The organism is Agromyces badenianii, from assembly GCF_003070885.1.
Classification (GTDB): Bacteria; Actinomycetota; Actinomycetes; order Actinomycetales; family Microbacteriaceae; genus Agromyces; species Agromyces badenianii.
The window spans coordinates 1,093,717-1,115,944 of record NZ_CP028913.1 but is presented as its reverse complement, the minus strand read 5'-3'; the positions used below and the strand labels follow the sequence as shown (position 1 = coordinate 1,115,944).

The 22,228-nt window shown below is 70.3% G+C and carries 20 protein-coding genes; 5 read left to right on the top strand and 15 right to left on the bottom strand.

Annotated elements, in window-relative coordinates:
- The first annotated feature begins 251 nt into the window (after positions 1-251).
- Positions 252-1,235 carry a LacI family DNA-binding transcriptional regulator gene (locus DCE93_RS05290; RefSeq protein WP_108594964.1) on the top strand — a complete coding sequence of 328 codons (984 nt, stop codon included), beginning with the start codon at positions 252-254 and terminating at the stop codon, positions 1,233-1,235.
- 76 nt (positions 1,236-1,311) lie between these two features.
- On the opposite strand, the gene DCE93_RS05285 is transcribed toward DCE93_RS05290, so the two are convergent.
- On the bottom strand, positions 1,312-1,629 hold the full coding sequence (locus DCE93_RS05285) for a DUF4190 domain-containing protein (RefSeq protein ID WP_108594963.1): 318 nt from the start codon (positions 1,627-1,629) through the stop codon (positions 1,312-1,314).
- A gap of 192 nt (positions 1,630-1,821) precedes the next feature.
- On the opposite strand from DCE93_RS05285, the gene DCE93_RS05280 reads away from it, so the two are divergent.
- A complete protein-coding gene (locus tag DCE93_RS05280; protein WP_108594962.1) occupies positions 1,822-3,108 on the top strand; it encodes a uracil-xanthine permease family protein in 1,287 nt (428 codons plus the stop codon).
- 66 nt (positions 3,109-3,174) lie between these two features.
- Here the strand turns inward: DCE93_RS05280 and DCE93_RS05275 are convergent, their stop codons facing one another.
- The 6 genes from DCE93_RS05275 to DCE93_RS05250 all read right to left on the bottom strand — a co-directional run bounded on the left by DCE93_RS05275 (position 3,175) and on the right by DCE93_RS05250 (position 10,090).
- Positions 3,175-4,659: an NCS2 family permease gene (locus DCE93_RS05275; protein ID WP_108594961.1), complete on the bottom strand. Its 1,485-nt coding sequence runs from the start codon at positions 4,657-4,659 to the stop codon at positions 3,175-3,177.
- 59 nt (positions 4,660-4,718) lie between these two features.
- Positions 4,719-5,063 (bottom strand): peptidase, encoded by a 345-nt coding sequence (locus tag DCE93_RS05270; RefSeq protein WP_108594960.1) that lies wholly within the window; start codon positions 5,061-5,063, stop codon positions 4,719-4,721.
- Positions 5,060-6,238 carry an inorganic phosphate transporter gene (locus tag DCE93_RS05265; RefSeq protein ID WP_108594959.1) on the bottom strand — a complete coding sequence of 393 codons (1,179 nt, stop codon included), beginning with the start codon at positions 6,236-6,238 and terminating at the stop codon, positions 5,060-5,062. The genes DCE93_RS05270 and DCE93_RS05265 overlap by 4 nt, the downstream gene beginning before the upstream one ends.
- Positions 6,239-6,347: 109 nt before the next feature.
- Entirely contained in the window at positions 6,348-6,830 is a 483-nt protein-coding gene (locus tag DCE93_RS05260; RefSeq protein WP_108594958.1) for an 8-oxo-dGTP diphosphatase, read from the bottom strand.
- 2 nt (positions 6,831-6,832) lie between these two features.
- Positions 6,833-7,864 carry a 6-phosphofructokinase gene (locus DCE93_RS05255; RefSeq protein WP_108594957.1) on the bottom strand — a complete coding sequence of 344 codons (1,032 nt, stop codon included), beginning with the start codon at positions 7,862-7,864 and terminating at the stop codon, positions 6,833-6,835.
- A 102-nt stretch (positions 7,865-7,966) separates the two neighbouring features.
- Positions 7,967-10,090, bottom strand: coding sequence for a DEAD/DEAH box helicase (locus DCE93_RS05250; RefSeq protein ID WP_235825361.1), 2,124 nt, complete (start codon positions 10,088-10,090; stop codon positions 7,967-7,969).
- Positions 10,091-10,316: 226 nt separating this feature from the next.
- Between DCE93_RS05250 and DCE93_RS05245 the strand changes: the two genes are divergently transcribed.
- Positions 10,317-10,523 carry a hypothetical protein gene (locus tag DCE93_RS05245; RefSeq protein WP_108594955.1) on the top strand — a complete coding sequence of 69 codons (207 nt, stop codon included), beginning with the start codon at positions 10,317-10,319 and terminating at the stop codon, positions 10,521-10,523.
- A 16-nt stretch (positions 10,524-10,539) separates the two neighbouring features.
- Here the strand turns inward: DCE93_RS05245 and DCE93_RS05240 are convergent, their stop codons facing one another.
- Positions 10,540-12,486: a DUF2207 domain-containing protein gene (locus tag DCE93_RS05240; protein ID WP_108594954.1), complete on the bottom strand. Its 1,947-nt coding sequence runs from the start codon at positions 12,484-12,486 to the stop codon at positions 10,540-10,542.
- A gap of 105 nt (positions 12,487-12,591) precedes the next feature.
- Positions 12,592-14,865 (bottom strand): heavy metal translocating P-type ATPase, encoded by a 2,274-nt coding sequence (locus DCE93_RS05235; protein ID WP_108594953.1) that lies wholly within the window; start codon positions 14,863-14,865, stop codon positions 12,592-12,594.
- Between the two features lie 76 nt (positions 14,866-14,941).
- On the opposite strand from DCE93_RS05235, the gene DCE93_RS05230 reads away from it, so the two are divergent.
- Entirely contained in the window at positions 14,942-15,220 is a 279-nt protein-coding gene (locus DCE93_RS05230) for a metal-sensitive transcriptional regulator (RefSeq protein ID WP_108594952.1), read from the top strand.
- Between the two features lie 8 nt (positions 15,221-15,228).
- On the top strand, positions 15,229-15,777 hold the full coding sequence (locus DCE93_RS05225) for an O-acetyl-ADP-ribose deacetylase (protein ID WP_108594951.1): 549 nt from the start codon (positions 15,229-15,231) through the stop codon (positions 15,775-15,777).
- A gap of 119 nt (positions 15,778-15,896) precedes the next feature.
- Here DCE93_RS05225 and DCE93_RS05220 read toward each other — a convergent pair whose 3' ends face one another.
- The 6 genes from DCE93_RS05220 to DCE93_RS05195 form a co-directional block, all read right to left on the bottom strand.
- The gene (locus DCE93_RS05220) at positions 15,897-17,372 is read right to left on the bottom strand and encodes an SDR family oxidoreductase (protein WP_108596604.1); all 1,476 of its coding nucleotides are present in this window, start codon (positions 17,370-17,372) and stop codon (positions 15,897-15,899) included.
- Positions 17,373-17,406: 34 nt separating this feature from the next.
- Positions 17,407-17,646 carry a hypothetical protein gene (locus DCE93_RS05215; RefSeq protein ID WP_108594950.1) on the bottom strand — a complete coding sequence of 80 codons (240 nt, stop codon included), beginning with the start codon at positions 17,644-17,646 and terminating at the stop codon, positions 17,407-17,409.
- Positions 17,647-17,653: 7 nt separating this feature from the next.
- Positions 17,654-18,514, bottom strand: a complete 861-nt coding sequence (locus DCE93_RS05210; RefSeq protein ID WP_108594949.1) for an aldehyde dehydrogenase family protein — start codon at positions 18,512-18,514, stop codon at positions 17,654-17,656.
- Positions 18,511-20,085 (bottom strand): aldehyde dehydrogenase family protein, encoded by a 1,575-nt coding sequence (locus DCE93_RS05205; RefSeq protein WP_108594948.1) that lies wholly within the window; start codon positions 20,083-20,085, stop codon positions 18,511-18,513. Before DCE93_RS05205 ends, DCE93_RS05210 begins: the two co-directional genes overlap by 4 nt.
- 82 nt (positions 20,086-20,167) lie before the next feature.
- Complete coding sequence (gene deoC / locus DCE93_RS05200; protein ID WP_108594947.1) at positions 20,168-21,175, bottom strand: deoxyribose-phosphate aldolase; 1,008 nt, start codon at positions 21,173-21,175, stop codon at positions 20,168-20,170.
- A 49-nt stretch (positions 21,176-21,224) separates the two neighbouring features.
- Positions 21,225-22,169 (bottom strand): sugar-binding transcriptional regulator, encoded by a 945-nt coding sequence (locus DCE93_RS05195; RefSeq protein WP_108594946.1) that lies wholly within the window; start codon positions 22,167-22,169, stop codon positions 21,225-21,227.
- Positions 22,170-22,228 lie beyond the last annotated feature (59 nt).

Genomic DNA, 22,228 nt, shown 5'->3' with positions numbered 1-22,228 from the left:
GGGCGCGACTTCCGGCGATGCACGGGCATGGCGATGCCTGATTCGCGAGCACAGACGAAATCGCTTTCGCATCGCCGACTGGTCGAACACGCGCCGTCCGACGGCGAGGCGTCTTTCCGCGAAATACGGCGAGAGCTTTCGACGACGCCGTCCGCCTGCCCCATGCAATCGATTTCAGCGAAGTAGGGTTCACAGCAGGGAGAGCCGCCGGCGGTGAACGAACCGGGTCGACATGCAGAACGGGGGATGACGTGGCCACCATCTACGAGGTCGCGCGCCTCGCCGGGGTGTCGCCGGCGACCGTTTCACGAGTCTTCAACGGCACGAGCGTCTCGGCCGAGAAGGCGAAACTCGTGCGCGACGCCGCCGACCACCTGGCGTACACGCCGAACCGCGCGGCCCGCACGCTGCGCCGCCGGCTCAGCGAGGTGATCGCCCTCATCATCCCCGATATCGAGAACCCCTTCTTCACCTCGCTCGCGCGCGGCGTCGAAGACGCGGCACGTGCGGCCGGGTACTCGGTCGTGCTCTGCAATTCCGACGAAGACGTCGCGAAAGAGGCGAAGTACATCGACATCGCGGTGCTCGAGAACATGGCCGGCGTCATCATCGCCGCGGCGAGCGACGACAGCGACCTGCATCCGCTGCTCTCCCGCTCGCGCCCCGTGGTGGCCGTCGACCGCGGCCCGCACGGGCTCGACATCGACGCCGTCATGGTCGACAACCGCGCCGGCGGTGCGGCCGCGACGGCCGCGCTCGTGGCGCACGGCTTCACGAGGATCGGATGCATCACCGGCCCGAGTGATGTCGAGACCGCCCAGCACCGCACCGACGGCTGGCGCGACGCCCTGCGAGCGGGCGGACTCGTGGTCGACGAGCGATTGCTCGCCCCCGCCGACTATCGCGTCGACGGCGGTCGCGCCGCGATGCAGGCTCTGCTCGCGCTGCCAGAACCACCTGACGCCGTCTTCGTGGCGAACAACCTCATGAGCGTCGGCGCCCTTCAAGCGCTCTACTCCGCCGGGCTCACGCCCGAGTCGTTCGGCTTCGCGGCGTTCGGCGATCTGCCCTTCGCCGCGTTCGCCCCCGCCGGCATGACCGTCGTGCATGTGCCGGCACGCGCGATGGGCAGGACCGCCGCGTCGATGCTGCTCGGTCGCATCGCGGGCGAGGGCGGCCCGCCGCGCACCGTGGTGCTGCGCAACGAGCTCTCGCAGACCCCGAGGCGGCGCTGAGCCATCTCGAGGGCACCGAAGCGCTCCTTCGAGGGTTCTCCGCGTAGCTCTCGCGCTCTCCGCGCGGTGCTCGTGCTCAGAGGAACGCGAAGGGCAGCATGGCCAGCCCGAAGACGAGGAATCCGAGGGTGGCCAGCACGGCGCCCGCGAGCATGACGGCGTTCAGCACGATGCCCCAGATCGCCATCGTTCGCGCCGCTGGCTCGCGGTTGAGGGCCATGATGCCGAGCACGAGTCCGATCGCGGGCACGAAGAAGGTGTAGCTCGCGACGATGGAGACGAGGCCGAGCACGAGGCTCGAGATGCTGAAGCCGCGGTTCTCGGCCGCCGGCGTGGCGTACGGGTTCGGCTCCGTGAACGGCGCCTGGGTTGCGGAGTCGGTGAGGGTGGTCATGGTGTGCTGCTCCTGTTCGTGGGTGTGCTTCCACGCTACGGATGGCCCGAAGCCGGCGACATGGGGCTATCCCCCCGATCCCTCGGCGGGCCTGCACACCTCTGCGCGGCGGTCGTCCCGCGCACGTCTGCGGGTTCTCGGAGCAGCTACGATCTGAAGGATCCCCCGCCCCCTCCTCCTGAACGGAGCAGCATGACCCTGCCCTGGACCCTCCACGGCGACGGCAAGAACGTCGACCCGGGCGAGGTCGTCGCCCCCGGCGAGCGCCTCAGCTGGCCGCGCACGATCGGTCTCGGCGCCCAGCACGTCGTCGCCATGTTCGGCGCGACCTTCCTCGTGCCGATCCTCACGGGGTTCCCGCCCGCGACGACCCTGTTCTTCTCGGGCCTCGGCACGATCCTCTTCCTCGTCATCACGAAGAACCGGGTGCCGAGCTACCTCGGCTCCTCGTTCGCGTTCATCGCGCCGATCAGCGCCGCGATGGGCGCGAAGGGCATCGCCGATCCGATGGGGGCGGCGCTCTTCGGCATCGTCGTGATGGGCGTGCTGCTCGCCCTCGTGGGTGTCCTCGTGCAGTGGGTTGGCACGCGCTGGATCGACGTGCTCATGCCGCCCGTCGTCGCCGGTGCGATCGTCGCCCTCATCGGGTTCAACCTCGCGCCCGCCGCGAAGAACAACTTCATGGCGGCGCCGCTCACCGCGCTCATCACGCTGCTCGCCGTGATCATCGCGAGCGTCGCGTTCCGCGGCATCCTCGGGCGCATGTCGATCCTCGTCGGCGTCGTGATCGGCTACCTCGCCGCCGCGATCCAGGGCGAGATCGACTTCGCCCGCATCGAAGAGGCCGCCTGGGTCGGTCTGCCGACCTTCCACCTGGCCGCGAATCCCTTCGCCGACGCCGCCGTGTGGGGCTTCCTCCCCGCGTTCCTGCCGGTCGTGCTCGTGCTCATCGCCGAGAACGTCGGCCACATCAAGGGTGTCGCGCAGATGACCGACCCCTCGGTCAACAAGTCGACCGGGCGGGCGCTCTTCGCCGACGGGCTCGCCACCACCGTCGCGGGCTTCTTCGGCGGCTCGGGCACGACGACCTACGGCGAGAACATCGGCGTCATGGCCGCGACGCGCATCTACTCGACCGCGGCGTACTGGGTCGCCGGCATCGTGGCTGTGCTGCTCGGCCTCTCCCCCAAGTTCGGCGAGGTCATCAACACGATCCCCGCGGGCGTGCTCGGCGGCGTCACGACGGCGCTCTACGGCCTCATCGGCATCATCGGCGTGAAGATCTGGCTCGACAACAAGGTCGATTTCTCGAAGCCTGTCAACCAGTTCACGGCGGCCACGGCGCTCATCATCGGCATCGCGGACTTCACCTTCGCGATCGGCGGGGTCTCGTTCAACGGCATCGCGCTCGGCACGATCGCGGCGATCGTGATCTACCACCTCATGAACGGCATCGCCAAGGCGCGCGGCACGAGCTGACGCGACCACGAACGACGGATGCCCCGGGGCCGATCGGCTCCGGGGCATCCGTCGTTCACGCGGTGATCAGCCGCCGAGCAGTGCTTCGACCGGGCCGCGGGCGAAGTAGACCAGGAAGCCTGCTGCGACGACCCAGAGCAGCGGGCTGATCTGGCGGGCCTTGCCCGACAGTGAACGGATCACGACCCAGGCGATGAAGCCCGCCCCGATGCCGTTGGCGATCGAGTACGTGAGCGGCATGACCGTGACGGTGAGGAAGACCGGCACGAGCACCGAGAACTCGCTGAAGTCGATCGAGCGGATCTGCGCCATCATGAGCGCACCGACGATGACGAGCGCGGCCGCCGCGACCTCGGTCGGCACGATCGAGACGAGCGGGGTGAAGAACATCGCGACCAGGAACAGCACGCCTGTGACGACGTTCGCGAGGCCGGTGCGAGCGCCCTCACCGATGCCGGCTCCCGACTCGATGAAGACCGTGTTCGACGACGATGAGGCGAAGCCGCCGGCGACGGCGCCGACGCCCTCGACGACCAGCGCCGACTTCAGGCGCGGGAAGTCGCCCCGCTCATCGGCGAGCGCCGCTTCCTTCGAGAGACCGGTCATGGTGCCCATGGCGTCGAAGAAGTTCGTGAAGACGAGCGTGAAGACGAGCATCAGGGCGGCGAGCGCGCCGATGCGCTCGAAGCTGCCGAACGAGACCTGACCGACGAGCGAGAGGTCGGGCAGGCTCACCCACTGCGCGGGCAGCTCCGGCACCGAGAGCCCCCAGCCGCCCGGGTTGACCTCGTCACCGGCGAACTTCGGGCCGATGTTCCAGATCGCCTCGACGACGACTGCGACGACCGTGCCGGAGACGAGGCCGATGAGGATGCCGCCCTTGACCTTGCGCGCGACGAGGATCGCCGTGAGCAGCAGGGTGAAGACGAAGATGAGCGTCGGCACGGTGCTGACGGATCCGTCGATGCCGAGGCCCACCGGCGGCGAACTCGCACCCGTCGCCGTCACGAACCCGGCGTCGACGAATCCGATGAAGGCGATGAAGAGACCGATGCCGACCGTGATCGCGATCTTCAGCTGGATCGGCACGGCGTCGAAGATCAGCCGCCGCAGCCCGGTGGCGGCGAGCAGCACGATGATGAGTCCGTTGATGACCACGAGCCCCATGGCCTCGGGCCAGGTGACCTGCCCCACGACCGACACCGCGAGGAAGGAGTTGATGCCGAGGCCCGCGGCGAAGCCGAACGGCAGTCGTGCCACGAGGCCGAAGAGGATCGTCATGACGCCGGCGGTGAGGCCCGTGACGGCGGAGACCTGGGCGAATCCGAGCTGGTCGCCGTCGATGTCGACGCCCGCCGAAAGGATGATCGGGTTGAGGATCACGATGTAGGCCATCGTCACGAAGGTGACGATGCCGCCGCGCACCTCGGTGGCGACGCTGGAGCCGCGCTTGGTGATCTCGAAGAATCGATCGACGGGATTGGCGGGTTTGACGGGCTCGGCGGGCTGCTCGCTCTGCGGGGCGGTCTGGTGAGTCGTTTCAGTGGTCATCCGGGAACCTTCGATGAGGGACGCGCCGGGCACGGCGCGACGGGTGGACTGGTCTTCGTTCAGCTGAAGATCTTGATGAGGTGCTCGCCGACGATCAAGTAGATGCCGAAGATCACGGCGATGCCGCTGAGGGTGAAGCACGCCCACGCGCCGACGAGCGCAGCTCGCTTCTGACTCTCGCTCAACGGGCTCTTCCTCGCCGCCTTGGCCGCCCGCTTCTCAGCCTGGCGGATCTCGGCGGGCGTCACCACGGTGATCGCGTCGGTGAACTCGGCGGGGGTCACGATGGGCGTGCGGCCCGAGATCGTGAGCAGTCGCACGCCGAGCGAATACGAGGAGACGACGACGACGGTGCCGACGAGCGCCGAGACGAAGACGAGCAGGAACGCGAGCCAGTCGATCACGAGGCCACCTTCTTCTTCGGCTTCGGGTTGCGTTTGATCTTGACGGCGCGGCCGGAGTGGGCCACTTCGCTCACCACGTTGTGGTGGGAGACCTCGTTGCGACGCGACCAGAGGAAGATGCCGGCGATGACGGCGACGCCGATGATGGCGTCGATGATGATGCCGACGACGCCGAGGTGGGCGACGAACGCGGCGAGGGCGCCGACGCCGCCGGCGGCGGGCAGGGTCAGGAGCCAGCCGACGCCGATGCGGCCGGCCGTGCGCCAGCGCACCTTCGAGCCGCGACGGCCGAGCCCCGAGCCGATGACCGACCCAGAGGCGACCTGCGTGGTCGACAGCGCGAAGCCCACGTGGCTCGACGCGAGGATCGTCGCGGCCGTGGCCGTCTCGGCGGCGAAGCCCTGCGCGGGCTTCACATCGGTGAGCCCGGTGCCGAGCGTCTTGATGATGCGCCAGCCGCCCATGTAGGTGCCGAGCGCGATCGCGATGGCGCAGGTCACGATGACCCACCACGGCACTTCGCCGCCCGCCGGCTGCAGCCCCGCGGCGACGAGGGTGAGCGTGATGACGCCCATCGTCTTCTGCGCGTCGTTGGTGCCGTGCGCGAGCGCGACGAGAGAGGAGGAGAACACCTGGGCGTGCCGGAAGCCGTCACGGCCGTCGGGCTTGCCGTCGTAGCGGCGGGTGATCGCGTAGGCGAGTTTCGTCGCGGTGAAGGCGATGAGTCCGGCGGTGAGCGGCGCCAGCAGCGCGGGCAGGATGACCTTCGACAGCACGACGGCGAAGTCGATCGCGCCGACGCCGAACCCGACGAGCGCCGCGCCGATCAGGCCGCCGAAGAGCGCGTGGCTCGATGAGGAGGGCAGGCCGAGCAGCCAGGTGATCATGTTCCACACGATCGCGCCGATGAGCCCCGCGAAGATGAGCTCGGGGGTGATCAGCACTCCCCCGTCGCCCTCTTTGATGATGCCGCCCGAGATGGTCTTGGCCACCTCGGTCGAGAGGAATGCGCCGATGAGGTTCAAGATCGCGGCGAGTCCGACGGCGACCTTCGGCTTGAGCGCTCCCGTGGCGATGGGAGTGGCCATGGCGTTGGCGGTGTCGTGGAATCCGTTGGTGAAGTCGAAGAAGAGCGCCAGTACGATGACCAGCACGACGATGAGGGTGAGATCCACCGGCGTCTTTCTCTGGGATCGGTGATGCCCAAGCTGTGGGAATGAACTGTCACCAGATGTTCATGGGAAGTGCCTTGCAGAAGCTGCGTTCGCCGTGCACCCGTCGATACTACGCGACCGAACTACGCTCCTCCACCACCGTGGCGAGGTCGGGACCGAACACGAACGTGCGTCGCACCCGGCCGCCCGAGAGCACCTCGGGGAGCCATCTGCTCGCGTCATCCCACATCTGGCCGAGCGGAACCTCGCGCACGTCGAACCACTCGGGATCGAGTTCGTCGGATGCCTCGGGCACGCCCGTCCAGCGACGGCAGACGAAGACGTTCGACTCCTGGCTCCATGACTCGCGGTGCGGGAAGAGGTAGCTCAGCACTCCGCGCGGCTCGAGGTCGGCGGCGGCCACGGAGAGGCCGGATTCCTCGAAGACCTCGCGCACCGCGGCATCCGTCGCCGACTCGCCCGGCTCGAGCTTGCCCCCGGGCGCGACGAAGTAGCCCATGCCGAGGCCGTGCTTCTTGCGGCCGAGCAGCACCTCGGTGCGCCCGCCGTGCTCGCGCAGGAGGTAGCAGACGCACACCTGGGGCAGTGACATGCTCAGCCGAAGAGGATCCTCGCCTCGTCGTAGCGCGACTGCGGCACCCGGTTGAGGGTGCCGACCGCGTCGGCGATCGAGACGGTGCGGATGTCGGTGCCGCGAAGGGTCACCATCGACCCCCACGCCTGGTCGTAGACGGCGTCGACGGCGGCCATGCCGAGTCGGGTGGCGAGCACGCGATCGTATGCCGACGGGGCGCCGCCGCGCTGGATGTGGCCGAGCACGGTCGCCCGCGACTCGATGCCCGTGCGCTCCTCGATCATCGGGGCGAGCTGCTCGGAGATGCCGCCGAGCCTGGGCCGGTTGAACGCATCGAGGCCCTTGTGCGAGTGCGCCTCGTTCATGCCCGGCAGCGTGAACCCCTCGGCGACGACGACGAGCGGCGCCCGGCCGCGATCGCGCACCGATTCGACCCACTCGCAGATCTGCTCGATCGACTGCGGCTGCTCGGGGATGAGGATCGCGTGGGCGCCGCCGGCCATGCCGGAGTGCAGGGCGATCCAGCCGACGTGGCGGCCCATGACCTCGAGCACCATGCAGCGGCCGTGGGAGTCGGCGGTGGTGCGCAGGCGGTCGATCGCCTCGGTGGCGATCTCGACCGCGGTGTCGAATCCGAACGAGTAGTCGGTCGCTGCGAGGTCGTTGTCGATGGTCTTCGGCACGCCGACGACGTTGATGCCGCCCTCGTCGTGCAGGCGGCGCGCCGCCGTCAGGGTGCCCTCGCCGCCGATCGCGATGATCGCGTCGATGCCGTGCTCGTCGAGCATGCGCTGGATGTTCTCGGGGCCCCCGCCCTCGCCCTCGAACGGGTTGGTGCGGCTCGATCCGAGGATCGTGCCGCCCTGCTTGGCGAGACCGCGCACGTCATGCCGGGTGATCGGCATGATGTCGGCCTCGACGACGCCCTTCCAGCCCCAGCGGAACCCGACGAACTCGGCCTCGTGCGAGATGACGCCCTTCAGCACCGCACCGCGGATGACGGAGTTGAGGCCGGGGCAGTCGCCGCCCGACGTAAGAATGCCGATCTTCATGGCTCGTGGGACTCCTTGCAGTGGGAAGACGTCGCGGGAGCCGCTTCATCGGGGCACGACTTCGGGAAGTCTAGCGAAACTCGTTCCGCCGGACGCGTCGGGCTAGAGCGCACCGTCGAGCGCCTGCCGCAGCAGGTGCTGCAGCGCGTCGAGCTGCACCGAATCGGCCGAGCCGGGCTCGACATCGCTGCCGTCGAGCGCGCGCGCCGCGAGACCCTGCTTCGAGTCGATCAGCTCGGCGATGCGGGCGTCGATCGTGTGCGCGGCGATGATGCGCCACGCGGTGACGGGCTCGTCTTGGCCGATGCGGTGCACGCGGTCGATCGCCTGGGTCTGCTCGGCGGCAGTCCAGCTGAGCTCGGCGAGCACGACGTTCGACGCGGCCTGCAGGTTCACGCCGACACCCGCCGCAGTGAGCGAGCATACGGCGACGGCGACCTCGGGGTCGTTGTTGAAGGCGTCGATCGCGGCCTGGCGTTGCAGCGCCGTCTGGTCGCCGCGGAGCGACACGGTGCGCAGCTCGCGGGCGGCGAAGGCGGCCTCGGCCTGGTCCATGACATCGATGTGCTTGGCGAAGAAGACGACCTTGCCGACCGAGCGGGCGAGCTGGGCGGCGTAGTCGGCCGCGAGGCCGGCCTTCGCCTGGCCGATGCGGCGCACCATCGTGAAGACGTTCTCGCCCGACTTCGTCGACTTCGATTCCTCGAGCTCGGCACTCGCGACCGCGCGGATGAACTGGTCGCGCTGCTCCTCGTCGAGGTCGCCGACCCGCAGGTGGCGCGCCTCGACGAGCGCACGGAACCGCCCAGCGAGACGGTTGCCCAGCTCGCGCTCCGCGGCGCGCACCGATCGACCGAGCTCGTCGTCGAGCTCGACGGGCAGGTCGGCGATGCGCTTGGCGGGCAGGTCGGCGGCGACGTCGACCTTGCGCCGGCGCACGATGCCGAGATCGATGACGGCCTGACGGGCCGCACTGTAGAAGCCGGGGTCGGCGGGGGTCAGGCCGGTCTCCTCGAGCTTGCCGAGCAGCTCGGGCGAGGGCCGGTCGCCTTCGATCCAGCCGAGGAACTTCCAGATGGCACGGAAGTCGTCGACGTCGTTGATGAGCGGTGTGCCCGTGAGGGCGAGCAGCAGCGGGTCGCCGCCGGGCGCGGCACGGCGGATGCGGTCGGCGAGGGCGAGCACGTTCTTCGAACGCTGCGACTGCAGGTTCTTGATGAAGTGCGCCTCGTCGACGACCATTCCCTTGAAGCCGAGGGTCGACAGCCACGCCATGTGCCGGTCGAGCACGTCGTAGTTGACGATGACGACGTCGGCGAAGGCGTCGAGCGTGTCGCCGTCGCCGTGGATGACGGTCGCACGACGATGCGGGGTCCACCGCTCGACCTCGCGGGCCCAGTTCATCTTCACGACGTTCGGCACGATCGCCAGCAGCGGGTACGCGCCCGCGACGGATGCCGCGAGCACCGACTGCGCCGTCTTGCCGAGGCCCGGCTCGTCGGCGAGCAGGAAGGTGCGGTGCCCCTCGCGGGCGCTCTCGATGAAGCGCGCCTGGTGCTTCATGAGCTCGAGCCCGCGCGGCGACAGCCGGTCGACCCTGGGCGCCTCGGGCAGCTCCATCGAGGCGGCCTGGCCGCCCGAGCCGACCTCGAACGACTTGAACAGCGGCCCGAGAAGCTCCCAGTTCGCGAGCCGGCGCACCGGCATCACCGGCGCCACCGGCTTGGAGAAGTCGGGGGCGAGGAAGGGGTTCGCGAGCTGACGCGAGCGAACGGATGCCGGGATCACCTGATTCTCGCTGAGCTCGGGCTTGGCCTCGGGCTCGCGGGTGATGATCAGCTCGTCGGGCGAGAGTTCGGCGCCGGACTCCAGCAGCCAGTCGCGGCGGAACCGCTGCGCGACCGTCGAGATCGAGGCATCCGGCTCGAGCAGGGCGATGAGGCTGGTGTCGCGGGCGGCGGTCTTCGCGAGGATCTGCGCGATGCCGTCGAGACGCTTGAGCAACTCCGCCCGTGCGGAATCCGACACCTCGGTGTCGGCCTTCACGCGGGCGCGCTCCTCGCGCATGAGGAGCGCGATCACCTGGAACTTCGTGCGGTTCGTGGGGCCGAGCTTGCCCTTCTGCGCCTTCTGCTCCACCTCTCGCACCTTGCGTGCGAGGATCGGGATGATCGGTGCGTCATCGTCGCGTGATCGCGTACGCTGGCGCTGCCTCGTCTGGGCCAATGGTCCTCCAGTATCTGGGCCGAATCCGGCACACCCCTCGACATCACCCGATGATCGAGGCCCCGGTCGCCCCGAACGAATCGGTGGCGCGCGGTGCACGAATCCCGAACCGAGCATCGCGTGAGCCCTGGCTCACGCGGTCGGCCGAAGAACGGATTCGCCGTGCGCGACCCCAGTCTAGCGTCAACCCGGTGCGTGATCGCTGCGACAGGCCTACCCTTGCCTCATGGACGATCGCGCAGGATCCGGGAACGACGTCGCACCCGATGACGAATTCACCGTGGCACAGGACACCGAGTTCGACGAGGTCGATGAGGTGGCCGACGACGACGAACGTTCACTCGACGACAGCCTCGCCGACGAGACACCGGGCATCGACGAGGAACGCCGGGTCGACCTGGCCGACGAAGGCGAGTCCGCCGCCGGCGAATGACCGGTGCGATCGGTCGTCAGACGCCGCCGCCACCGCCGCCACCGCCGCCGCCGCCGGATGAACCGCCGCCGCCCGAGCCGCTCGACGACGAACTCGAGCTCGAACCCGACCACGAGGTGCTCGAGGCCGACGCGAACGACGCCACGCCGGCGGCGAGCAGCCCGGCGTTGAAGCCGTCGCGTCCGGCGTACCAGGACGGTTCGGCGCCCACCTGTTCGTAGAGCGCCGAGAGCTCCCGGCTCCAGTCGCGCTCGAGGCCGAAGAGCACCGCATACGGCAGCAGGCGCTCATTGAGCTTCAAGACGGTCACCGGGTCGAGTCGAGAGGGCGTCGCCGGCGCGCCCGTGGCATCCGTCGCCGGAACCGGCACAGCGGATGCCGCGGGCTGCTGCACCCGAAGCGCACCGCTCGGGCTCTGCAGCACGCGGAGCCGATCGGCCTCCGCGAGGCGGATGTAGAGGCGCAGGCCCTCGAGGTGGTCACGGATCGCCCGGCCGCTCTCGGTGAACTGGCGCACTTCGACGACCATCACGAGCGTCGCGATCGCGGCGAGGATCGCGACGATGAAGCACGCCGCCGGCCAGAACCCGCCCATCTGGTTCTCGAGCGCGATGATGCCGGTGATCAGAGAGACCAGGGCGCCGACGAAGGCGACCGCGGCGAGGAGCACACGTGGTGCCACCCGCGGGGTCCGGCGGAGTCCTGTTGCCAGCACCTGCTTCCTGACCGCCTGGCGGAGTGCCAGCAGACGCTTGCCGAGCGCCGTGTCGCTCGTGAGCTCACGCCGGGCGCCCTCGTGACGATCATCGAAGAGGGCGGCGACGACGGCCTCGGCGTCGACATCGGCCGGGCTCGCCGCTGCGCCTCGATACTCGACCGCGTACTCCTTGCGACCGGATTCGACGATGCGCAGCTGCCCGGCGACCGCCCGATCGAGGATCGTGGCCGTGACGCCCTTGTCCGGTCGCCCGACCAGTTCGGCGGCGACCATCGTCGAGACGCCGGCCGGCGGCTCGTACTGGGCGATGATCGTGCCCCGGCCGGGATGGCTCCGCCAGCGGGTGCCGCGCAGGAACGCTGCGACGCCGGCGGCGAGTGCGGCGAGCCCGGCGGCGACGGCCGCAGCGATCGCGGCCGGTGACGAACCGAACGACTCGTCACGGGGCACGAACGTGCCCTCGGTGAAGGCGGCCGCGATCGTGAGGTTCTCGAACGGGCCGAGGTCGAGGGCCTCGGCCGTGATGACCGGAGGCTGCGACTCGGCGATCTCGATCGAGTCGCAGCTCGCGGCCGAACCGCTCCCGCCCTGGTAGCAGGCGACCGCGCCGGTGAACGCGGCCGCCACGTCGTCGCTCAGGCGCAGCTCGGCGCTGACCCGGCCGAAGGGCTGCGCCCACCCCGTTCCGTTCACGTCCCAGTAGAACTCGTCGATCGCGGCGTCGTCGGGCTGCAGCGTGACGTTGTGCTGCCGATAGTCGATCACGTAGCTCTGCACGCCGTGCACGTAGCCGTCGGCGCGGATCGTGATGTACACGAAGTCCTCGTCGTCGTCGTCTTCTTCGACCTCGAACGACCGTGCGGCACCGCTCGCGTCGGTCACGGTGATCTGCTCGATGTCGGTCGGGTGTCCACGGTAGGAACTCGGGATCGCTCGGCGGATGCCGCGGTTCTGGTCGATTTCGGGGAACCGGGCGACGATCGTCTCCGTCGTGTCGAGCACCGAGTGCCCGCCCTCGTCGCGTGAGAGCTCGTAGACCGCGTCGAAGGAGTCGAACGTGAAGTCGTCGACGCCGCCCGCGACGGCTCCGACCACGGACACCGCGGGCTCGGTGCCCGCTCGAGCCTCAGGATTGCCGGACGACGCCTCGCCGCCGAACGCGGAGGCTCCGGCACCCAGCGCCACGAAGAGCCCCGTGGCGGCGATCGCGGCGGCGAGCAGTGCGGCGGGACGGTGGCTGCGCATGCCCTTACGCTAGCGCGGCGCGCGGCGCGAACGCGCCGCCTGCACGCACTCGTGGACCGAGCGCTCAGGCCGCCCGGCGAAACCGATCAGGCCCGGCGGATCCAATCAGGCCCGACGCAGCCGCAGGCTGTTGAGCACGACGAACACGCTCGAGAACGCCATGGCCGCGCCCGCGATCATGGGGTTCAGGAAGCCCGCCGCCGCCAGCGGGATCGCGGCGACGTTGTAGGCGAAGGCCCAGAACAGATTGCCCCGGATGGTGCGCAGCGTCGCCCGAGCGAGCGAGACGGCGTCGGCGATCGCTCCGGGCTCGTCTCGGGTGAGGGCGAGGTCGCTCGCCGAGGCTGCGGCATCGGTGCCGCCGCCCATCGCGATGCCGAGGTCTGCCGCGGCGAGCGCGGCGGCGTCGTTCACGCCGTCGCCGACCATCGCGACCCGGTGCCCGCGCGACTGCGCTGCGCGCACGATCTCGAGCTTGCCCTCTGGGCTCACCCCGGCGTGCACCTCGTCGATGCCGAGCTGCGCGGCGACCCGAGCCGCCGGGCGCTCCGCGTCGCCGGTCACGAGGGCCGGGCGCAGGCCGAGCGAGCGAAGCCGCTCGATCGCCTCGCGGGCGCCATCCCGCACCGTGTCCCCGACCTCGATCACCGCCCGCACCTCGCCCGCCCAGCCGACGGCGACGATCGTGTCGTCGGAGTCCGCCGCGCGCCGCGCGAGCCCGGTCGGCATGAGGAAGCCGAGCTCGGTCAGGAACCCGGGTCGCCCCGCCGCGGTCGCCACGCCGTCGACCACGCCGTCGACCCCGAGCCCCGCGTGGGCGCGGAATCCGTTCGCTCGGGCGCCGCCGGCGGCGGAGCCCGAGGCATCCGCCGCTTCGACGATCGCCCGGGCGATCGGGTGCTCCGATCCGCGCTCGAGCGCCGCGGCGATGCCGACGGCGTGCGCCGCATCGACGCCGTCGGCGACGGTGACCCGGGTGACGCTCATGCGTCCGGTCGTGAGCGTGCCGGTCTTGTCGAGGAGGATCGTGTCGACATCGCCGGCACGGTCGAGCGCCTCGGGTCCGGTGATCAGGATGCCCCGCTCGGCGCCGCGACCGGTGCCGACGAGGATCGCCACCGGGGTCGCGAGACCGAGCGCGCACGGGCACGCGATGACGAGCACGGCGACCGCGGCGGTGACGGCCTGCTCGACGGGGCTGCCGGTGGCGACCCAGACGATCGCGGTCGCCGCTGCGAGCACGATGACGATCGGCACGAACACCGCGGAGATGCGGTCGGCCAGGCGCTGGGCGCGAGACGTGCCGAGCTGGGCGTCTTCGACGAGCCGGGCGATCTGGGCGAGCCGGGTGTCGGCGCCGACGCGCCTCGCCTCGACCACGAGGCTGCCGCCGTGCACGATGGTCGCCGCCGTCACGGCACTGCCGGGCCGCGCATCGACCGGGGCGGGCTCTCCGGTCAGCATGCTCTCGTCGACGCCGGCCTCGCCGCGCACGACGACGCCGTCGGCCGCGATGCGCTCGCCGGGGCGAACGACGAAGCGGTCGCCCGGGCGGAGCCCCGCGACCGTCACGCGTTCCTCGTGTTCGTCGCGATCGCCGCCCCGCAGCACGGAGACCTCGAGCGGCGCGAGGTCGAGGAGCGTGCGCAGCGACTGGCCGGCGCGTCGTTTCGAGCGCGCCTCGAGCACGCGGCCGAGCAGCAGGATCGTGATGACGCCCGCGGCGACCTCGAGGTAGATGTCGCCGCCGGGCGTGCCGCGCACGCCGAAGGTCCACTCGTGGGTCATGCCGGGCATCCCGGCGTGACCGAAGAAGAGCGACCACAGCGACCAGGCGAACGCCGTGAGCGTGCCGAGCGAGACGAGGGTGTCCATCGTGAGGGCACCGTGTCGCAGGTTCACGGCCGCGGCGCGGTGGAACGGCCATCCGCCCCACACGACGACCGGCGCCGCGAGCACGAGCGAGAGCCACTGCCAGAAGGGGAACTGCAGCGCCGGAACCATGGCGAGCACGACGACGGGCACGGTGAGCACGGCCGAGATCACGAGTCGGGTGAGCAGCGGGTCGGATGCCGCGTGCGCCCGGTCTGCGTCGGGCGCCGGGCCTGCCGCCGACACCGTGGCCGCGGCCGGCGCCGCTGGCGCCGCGCTTGCGGCCGACACGCTCGCCCGGTAGCCGGCTGCGCGCACGGCCTCGAGCAGCTCGTCGATCGAGATGGCCGCAGGGAAATGCACTCGTGCCTTCTCGGTCGCCAGGTTGACCGACGCTTCGACGCCGTCGAGCCGGCCCAGCCGTTTCTCGACGCGGGAGACGCAGCTCGCGCACGTCATGCCCTCGATGCCGAGGTCGATCGTGCGGGTCTCGTGCTGCAGCGTCATCCGTCTCTCCCTGTCGTCGCCGAATCCCAACCGTACCCCTAGGGGGTATCATTGGCAAGCGAGGTATCCTGTCTACGTGATCGAGGACATCAAGAAGCGCGCACTGCACCGCACGAAGATCATCGAGGGCCAATTGCGCGGCATCGAGAAGATGATCGAGAACGACGACTACTGCGTCGACATCATCACGCTCTCCCTCGCCGTGCAGAAGTCGCTGGCGTCACTCAACAAGCTCCTCGTCGAGAACCACCTGCGAACCCACGTGACCGAGATGTACGAGGCGGGCGGCGAGCAGCGCGAAGCGGCGGTGGCCGAACTCGTGCGCATCTTCGAGCTCTCCAACAACCGCGGGTAGGCGAGCGGATGCCGCGCATCGAACTGGTCACGGGCGACATCACCGTGCAGCGGGTCGACGCGATCGTGAACGCGGCCAATTCCTCGCTGCTCGGCGGCGGAGGTGTCGACGGCGCGATCCACGCCGCCGGCGGACCCGAGATCCTCGCGGAGTGCCGCCGCCTTCGTGAGAGCCGCCTGCCCGACGGCCTGCCCACCGGCGACGCCGTGGCGACGGGCGCCGGGCGGCTGCCGGCGCGATGGGTGATCCACACCGTCGGCCCGGTGTGGCCCGGCCCCCGACCCGAGGCCGGCGCCCGGCGTCTGCTGCTCGCCGCCGCGTACCGCAACTCGCTCGCCCTCGCCGCGTCGCTCGGGGCCGCCTCAGTGGCACTGCCCGCCGTCTCGGCCGGCGTCTACGGCTGGCCGGCGGCCGATGCCGCCCGCGTCGCGCTCTCGACCGCCGCCGCTGCGCGGGCGCCCGAGCTCATCCGGTTCGTGCTGTTCTCCCCCGGCATGCACCGCGTCTTCGCCGACGCCGCCGCAGAGTTCGGCGTCGCCGCGGCATCCGCCGACTGAGAACACGCCGGTCAGGTGCCGGGCGCCGTGACGGCCAGCCAGCAGAGGCTCGCTAGCAAGCCCGTTACCGTTTCGTTGTCTCCAGTTCGCGGCACATCAGACCTCGGCGGCGAGCGGGTTCACTCCTCGGAGTCGCGAGGGTCGACGCGCGTCGCCCCGGCCTCGGCGGTGATGCGGTTCGCCATGCCCGCGAAGATGACCCCGTGGAACGGGAGGATCGCCCACCAGTACAGACGGCCCGAAAGCCCCTTCGGGAAGAAGACCGCGCGCTGGCGGTAGTCGGCGCCGCCGCCCGACGGCACGGCCGCCAGTTCCAGCCAGGCCCGGCCGGGCACTCTCATCTCGGCACGGAGCCGGAGGAAGCTCCCCCGCTCGATCGCTTCGACCCGCCAGAAGTCGACGGCGTCGCCGACGTGCAGCGTCTCGGGGTCGCGCCGCCCTCGTCGGAGCCCGACGCCGCCGCTCAGCTTGTCGAGCCACCCGCGAAGCGCCCAGGCGAGGGGGAACGAGTACCAGCCGTTCTCACCCCCGACTCCCTCGATGACGCGCCAGAGGTCGGGTGCGGGTGCCGAGGTGCGACGCGCTCGTTCGTCGACGTAGACCGTATGCCCCGCCCACTCGGGGTCGCTCGGCAGGGGGTCGCTCGGGGCTCCGGCCACCTCGGCGTTGCGCCAGCTCGTCTCCACCTCGCCCGCTCGCTCCCGCTCGAGCGCGAGCCGAACCGCGTCACGGTACGGAAGCAGCCCTTCGGGCGGCGGCGGGATGACCTGGTCGATGTCGTGCTCACGCATCACGCAGTCGAACTGGAGGGACTCGATGATCGGCACGGCGAGCCGGCGCGGGATCGGAGTCACGAGGTTCACCCATTGCCCGGCGAGCCACGGGGTGAGCACCGGGAGCGCGGCGATCGGACGCTGCGGCAGCCCCGCCTCGACCGCGTACCCGTTCATGAGCTGCCCGTAGCGGAAGATGTCGGGACCGCCGATGTCGAAGGCCCGACTCACGTCGTGCGGCGCCTCGGCCGACTGGATCAGGTAGTGCAGCACGTCGCGCACCGCGATCGGCTGGATGAAACTGCGCACCCAGCGCGGCGCGGGCATGTACGGGAGCACCTCGGTCAGATGCCGGATCATCTCGAACGAGGTCGACCCCGAACCGATGATCACCCCCGCCTGCAGCACGATCGTCGGCACGCCCGAGGCGAGCAGGATCTCGCCCACCTGCGCACGCGAACGGAGGTGACGCGAGAGACGCTCGCCGTCGGGATGCAGGCCGCCGAGGTAGACGATGCGGGCGACCCCGTGTCCACGGGCCGAATCCGCGACGTTCGAGGCGATGCTGAGCTCGGTCGACTCGAAGTCGCCGCGCCCGCCCATGGAGTGCACCAGGTAGTACACGACCTCGATGCCCTCCATCGCGGCGTCGACGGATGCCCGGTCGTCGAGGTCGCCCGCGACGACGTCGACGTCGCGCCGCCACGGCACGTCGCGCAGACGTTCGGGCCGGCGGACGAGCACGCGGACGTCGTGCCCGGCCGCGAGGAGTCTCGGAACGAGCCGCCCTCCGATGTATCCGGTCGCGCCGGTGACGAGCATGCGCACGGGTGACCTCCTCACCAGGGGAACGAAGCTACGCCCGTTCGTTGCCTCGACGATAGTTGCCGCTCGCCCGCGCCAGCAGGTGCTGCGCCTGCGAGTCGTCGGCACGCTGCAGCGCTGCGACGAGCCGCGCCGCATCGCGCCCGCCGACGGTCATCACCGCCTGACCACCGCGCGAGACGATCACCCCGCCCTGCTTCGTGAGGCGGTACTCGAACGGGTCGGTCGCGAGCCGCGCCCGTTCGTCTGACGCGCCATTGCGTCCGGACATCTCGCTCCTATCGCAGGCTCTTCGTGTGCCAGATCGTCTTGGTCTCGGTGAACGCGGCGATGCGGCCGAGGGCCGGCGCCGCGGCATCCGCGCCGGACTCGGGTCGGAGCACGCGCTTCAGCGTGTCGGCCGCGTCGATCTCGAGCGAGACCCAGTCGAGATCGCCCGCTCCGACGAGATCGAGCGCGTTGACGTCGGAGTGGCTCGCGAGCCACGGCGCGATCTCGGCCGGGGAGCCGGTGAGCACGTTGACGACGCCCTTCGGCACGTCGCTCGTCGCGAGCACTTCGGCGAGGCTGATCGCCGAGAGCGGGAATCGCTCGCTCGCCACGGCGACGACCGCGTTTCCGGCCACGAGCGCCGGGGCGACGGCCGAGACGAAGCCGAGCAGCGACGAGTCCTGCGGCACGATGACCGCGACGACGCCGGTCGGTTCGGGCACCGAGATGTTGAAGTACGGCCCGGCGACGGGGTTGGCGTTGCCGGTGACCTGGGCGAACTTGTCGGCCCAACCGGCGTACCAGACCCAGCGGTCGATCGCCTCGTCGACCTGAGCGGATGCCGCGGCGCGCGTGACGCCCTCGGCCTCCTCGATCTCGGCGATGAACTGCGCCCGACGCCCCTCGAGGAGTTCGGCGATGCGGTACAGCACCTGGCCGCGGTTGTACGCGGTGGCGCCCGTCCAGCCGGCGACGCTGCCGCGGGCGGCGACGATCGCGTCGCGCGCGTCTTTGCGGGAGGCCTTGGCGGCGTTCGCGAGGAAGCCGCCGTCGGCGGCGAGCACCTCGTAGGTGCGCCCCGACTCGCTGCGCGGGAAGGCGCCGCCGATGTAGAGCTTGTAGGTCTTCGGCACGGCGAGACGGCTCATCGCTTCGATCCCTTCGTCGCGGACTTGGTCGTTCGGGCGCGCTTGGCGGGTGCAGCGGCATCCGCTTCGATCGCTTCGATCGCGGCGGCGGGTGTCGTGCGGCCGATCGTCGCGCGACCGGTCGCCTGGCCGATGGGCGCGGGCGTCAGGTATGCACCGAGCCCGTGCCGGCCGCCCTCGCGGCCGTAGCCCGATTCCTTGTAGCCGCCGAACGGGGAAGCCGGATCGAAACGGTTGAAGGTGTTCGCCCAGATGACCCCGGCGCGAAGCTGGTCGGCGACCGCCAGGATGCGACTGCCCTTGTCGGTCCAGATGCCGGCAGAGAGGCCGTAGGGGGTGTTGTTCGCCTTCGCGATCGCCTCGGCGGGTGTGCGGAACGTCAGGACCGACAGCACCGGGCCGAAGACCTCTTCGCGTGCGATGCGGCTCGAGGTCTGCACACCCGTGAAGATCGTCGGCGCGTACCAGAACCCGTTCTCGGGGATCTCGCACGGCACGGTCCAGCGCTCGGCGCCCTCGGCGACGCCGACGTCGGACAACTCGCGGATGCGCTCGAGCTGCTCCTTCGAGTTGATGGCCCCGATGTCGGTGTTCTTGTCGAGCGGGTCGCCGAGGCGAAGCGTCGACAGACGCAGCTTCAGCCGCTCGACGACCTCGTCGTGGATGTTCTCTTGCACGAGCAGTCGCGAACCGGCGCAGCAGACGTGCCCCTGATTGAAGAAGATGCCGTTGACGATGCCCTCGATCGCCTGGTCGATCGGCGCATCGTCGAACACGATGTTCGCGGCCTTGCCGCCGAGCTCGAGGGTCGCCTTCTTGTCGGTGCCGGCGATCTGCTTGGCGATCGCGCGACCGACCGCGGTCGATCCCGTGAACGCGACCTTGTCGACGCCGTCGTGGGCGACGAGCGCTGCGCCGGTGTCACCGGCACCCGTGATGATGTTCACGACGCCGGCCGGCAGCTCGGCCTGCTGCAGGATCTCGGCGAAGATCAGCGCCGTGAGCGGCGTCGTCTCGGCGGGCTTCAGCACCACGGTGTTGCCGGCGGCGAGCGCGGGGGCGATCTTCCACGCGAGCATGAGCAGCGGGAAGTTCCACGGGATGACCTGGGCCGCCACGCCGAGCGACCGGGGGTTCGCGCCGAGGCCCGCGTGATCGAGCTTGTCGGCCCAACCGGCGTAGTAGAAGAACCATGCAGCGACCAGCGGCACGTCGACGTCGCGCGACTCCTTGATCGGCTTGCCGTTGTCGAGCGACTCGGCGACCGCGAGCTCGCGGGCTCGCTCCTGCACGAGGCGGGCGATGCGGAAGAGGTACTTGCCGCGGTCGCGGCCGCTCATCTTCGACCAGGTGCGGTCGTAGGCACGCCGGGCCGCGGCCACGGCGGCGTCGACGTCGGCCGCATTCGCGCTCGAGATCGTCGCGATGCGTTCTTCGGTGGCCGGGCTGATCGTCTGGAAGGATGCGCCGCGGCCGTCGACGAACTCGCCGTCGATGAAGAGGCCGTAGCTGTCGCGCAGCGAGAGGATCGCCCGCGACTCGGGGGCGGGTGCGTAGTCGAGGAAGCTCATAGCGGGAACCTTTCGGTTCGTGGATTGTTGCGGATGTGGGTGTTTCGGTGGTCGAGGTGGCCCACCGGGGCCGCATCGGGAATCAGTCGATCGTCACGTAGTCGGCGCCGGAGTAGTGCCCGGTCGCGATCTTCTGACGCTGGAGCAGCACGTCGTTGAGCAGACTCGAGGCGCCGAAGCGGAAGAGATGCGGCTGGAGCCATTCCTCGCCGACGATCTCCGCGACCGTCACGAGGTACTTGATCGCGTCTTTCGAGGAGCGGATGCCGCCGGCCGGTTTCACGCCGATGCGCTGGCCGGTGGCGAGGTGCCAGTCGCGCACGACCTCGAGCATGAGGAGCGTGACCGGCAGTGTCGCTGCGGGCGCCACCTTGCCCGTCGAGGTCTTGATGAAGTCGCCCCCCGCGAGGATCGAGAGCCACGACGCGCGCCGCACGTTGTCGTAGGTGACGAGTTCGCCCGTCTCGAGGATCACCTTGAGGCTCGCACTCGAGCCGTCGGCGCGGCGACATGCCTCTTTGACGGCGGCGATCTGGTCGAAGACGAGTCCGTACCGGCCGGCGAGGAATGCGCCGCGGTCGATGACCATGTCGATCTCGTCGGCGCCGGCCGCGACGGCCTCTGCGGTGTCGGCGAGCTTGATGTCGAGCGATGCCCGGCCGCTCGGGAACGCGGTCGCGACCGCGGCCACGGAGATGAGACCGTCGTCGGGGTCGCCGTGGGCGCCGCCGAGCGCCTCGACGGCGAACGGCACCATGTCGCCGTAGACGCAGACCGCCGCGACCCGCGGGGTCGAGGCGTCGGCCGGGTCGGGATTCATCGCCTTGGCGGCGAGGGAGCGCACCTTGCCGGGGGTGTCTGCGCCCTCGAGCGTCGTGAGGTCGATGAGCGAGATGATGCGATCGAGCGCCCACTGCTTGGAGCTCGTCTTGATGGAGCGGCTGCCGAGGCCGGCGGCGCGCTGCTCGAGGCCGACGGCGTCGACGCCCGAGATGCCGTGCAGGTAGCGCCGCAGGGTCGCGTCGTCGGGCTCGCCGCCGAGCACGGCGATGGCCCGCTCGCGAGCGGAGACGAGGGAGGTGCCTGACATGAGGAAGGACCTGGCTTTCGTGATGAGGTGGCGGCCGGCGCGAGTGGCGTCAGCCGTCGAGGAGGTGGAGGGCGGTTGCTTCGTCGGTGACGAGCACCGAGCAGAGACGGCTTCGCACGACCGCGTCGGCCACGGCGTGCTTGGCGGGACCGGAGATGACGGCGATCGCGAGTTGTGCGCGGCGCAGCTCGTCGAGCGTGAGGCCGACCGTGCGCGCATCGAGGGCGGGGTCGACGATGTTGCCGTCGGAGTCGATGTATCGGCCGACGACGTCGCCGACCGCGCCCTTCTGCACGAGCAGATCGACATCGTCCACCGACAGGTAGCCGCTCTCGACGTGCACCGACGAGCGGTCTGCGGCTCCGGCACTGAACAGGTAGGCGTCGGCGGAGCGGGCGAGGTCGATGACCCCGGCGACGACGCGGTCGGACTCGATCGCCTCTTTCGTCTCGAGGCGCTCGAGGATGGCCGGGCTCGGCAGCAGGGTCGCGCTGCCGCCGCCCTTCTGGGCGATGCCGACGGCCGTCGCCGCGGCGGTGCCGGGCCGACGGTTGAGGCTCACGCCGCCGTTGATCTGCACGACGTTGACGCCGGTCGCCCAGCCGCTGCGCAGGTGCTGCGAGATGTCGAAGAGCGTGCGCCCCCAGCTCACGCCGAGAGTGCGGGGCACCGGACGCAACGCGGTGAGGTAGTCGGCCGCCGCCTGCGCGGCGCGGGCCTGCAGCTCTTCGGGCGAGGTCACCCCGGCGGTCGAGACCACGATGGCGTCGGAGAGACCGTGCTCGTCGCGCAGTCGCCGCTCGATCGCCAGTCGCCTGGCGCGCGGGTGCAGGATCTCGATGCGGATGAACCCGCGCTGCTTCGCCTGCGCGAGGAGCCGCCCGACCTTCCACCGGGTGAGGCGCAGAGCCTGCCCGATCTCGTCTTGGGTCTTGTTCTCCTCGTAGTAGAGCTCAGCGGCCCTGATCGAGAGCAGTTCATCGATCTCGTCCATGCGCCTCCGTCCTGTTCCTCATCTCAGCGTAGGCAGGCGAGTGCGCATCGGCAACACTC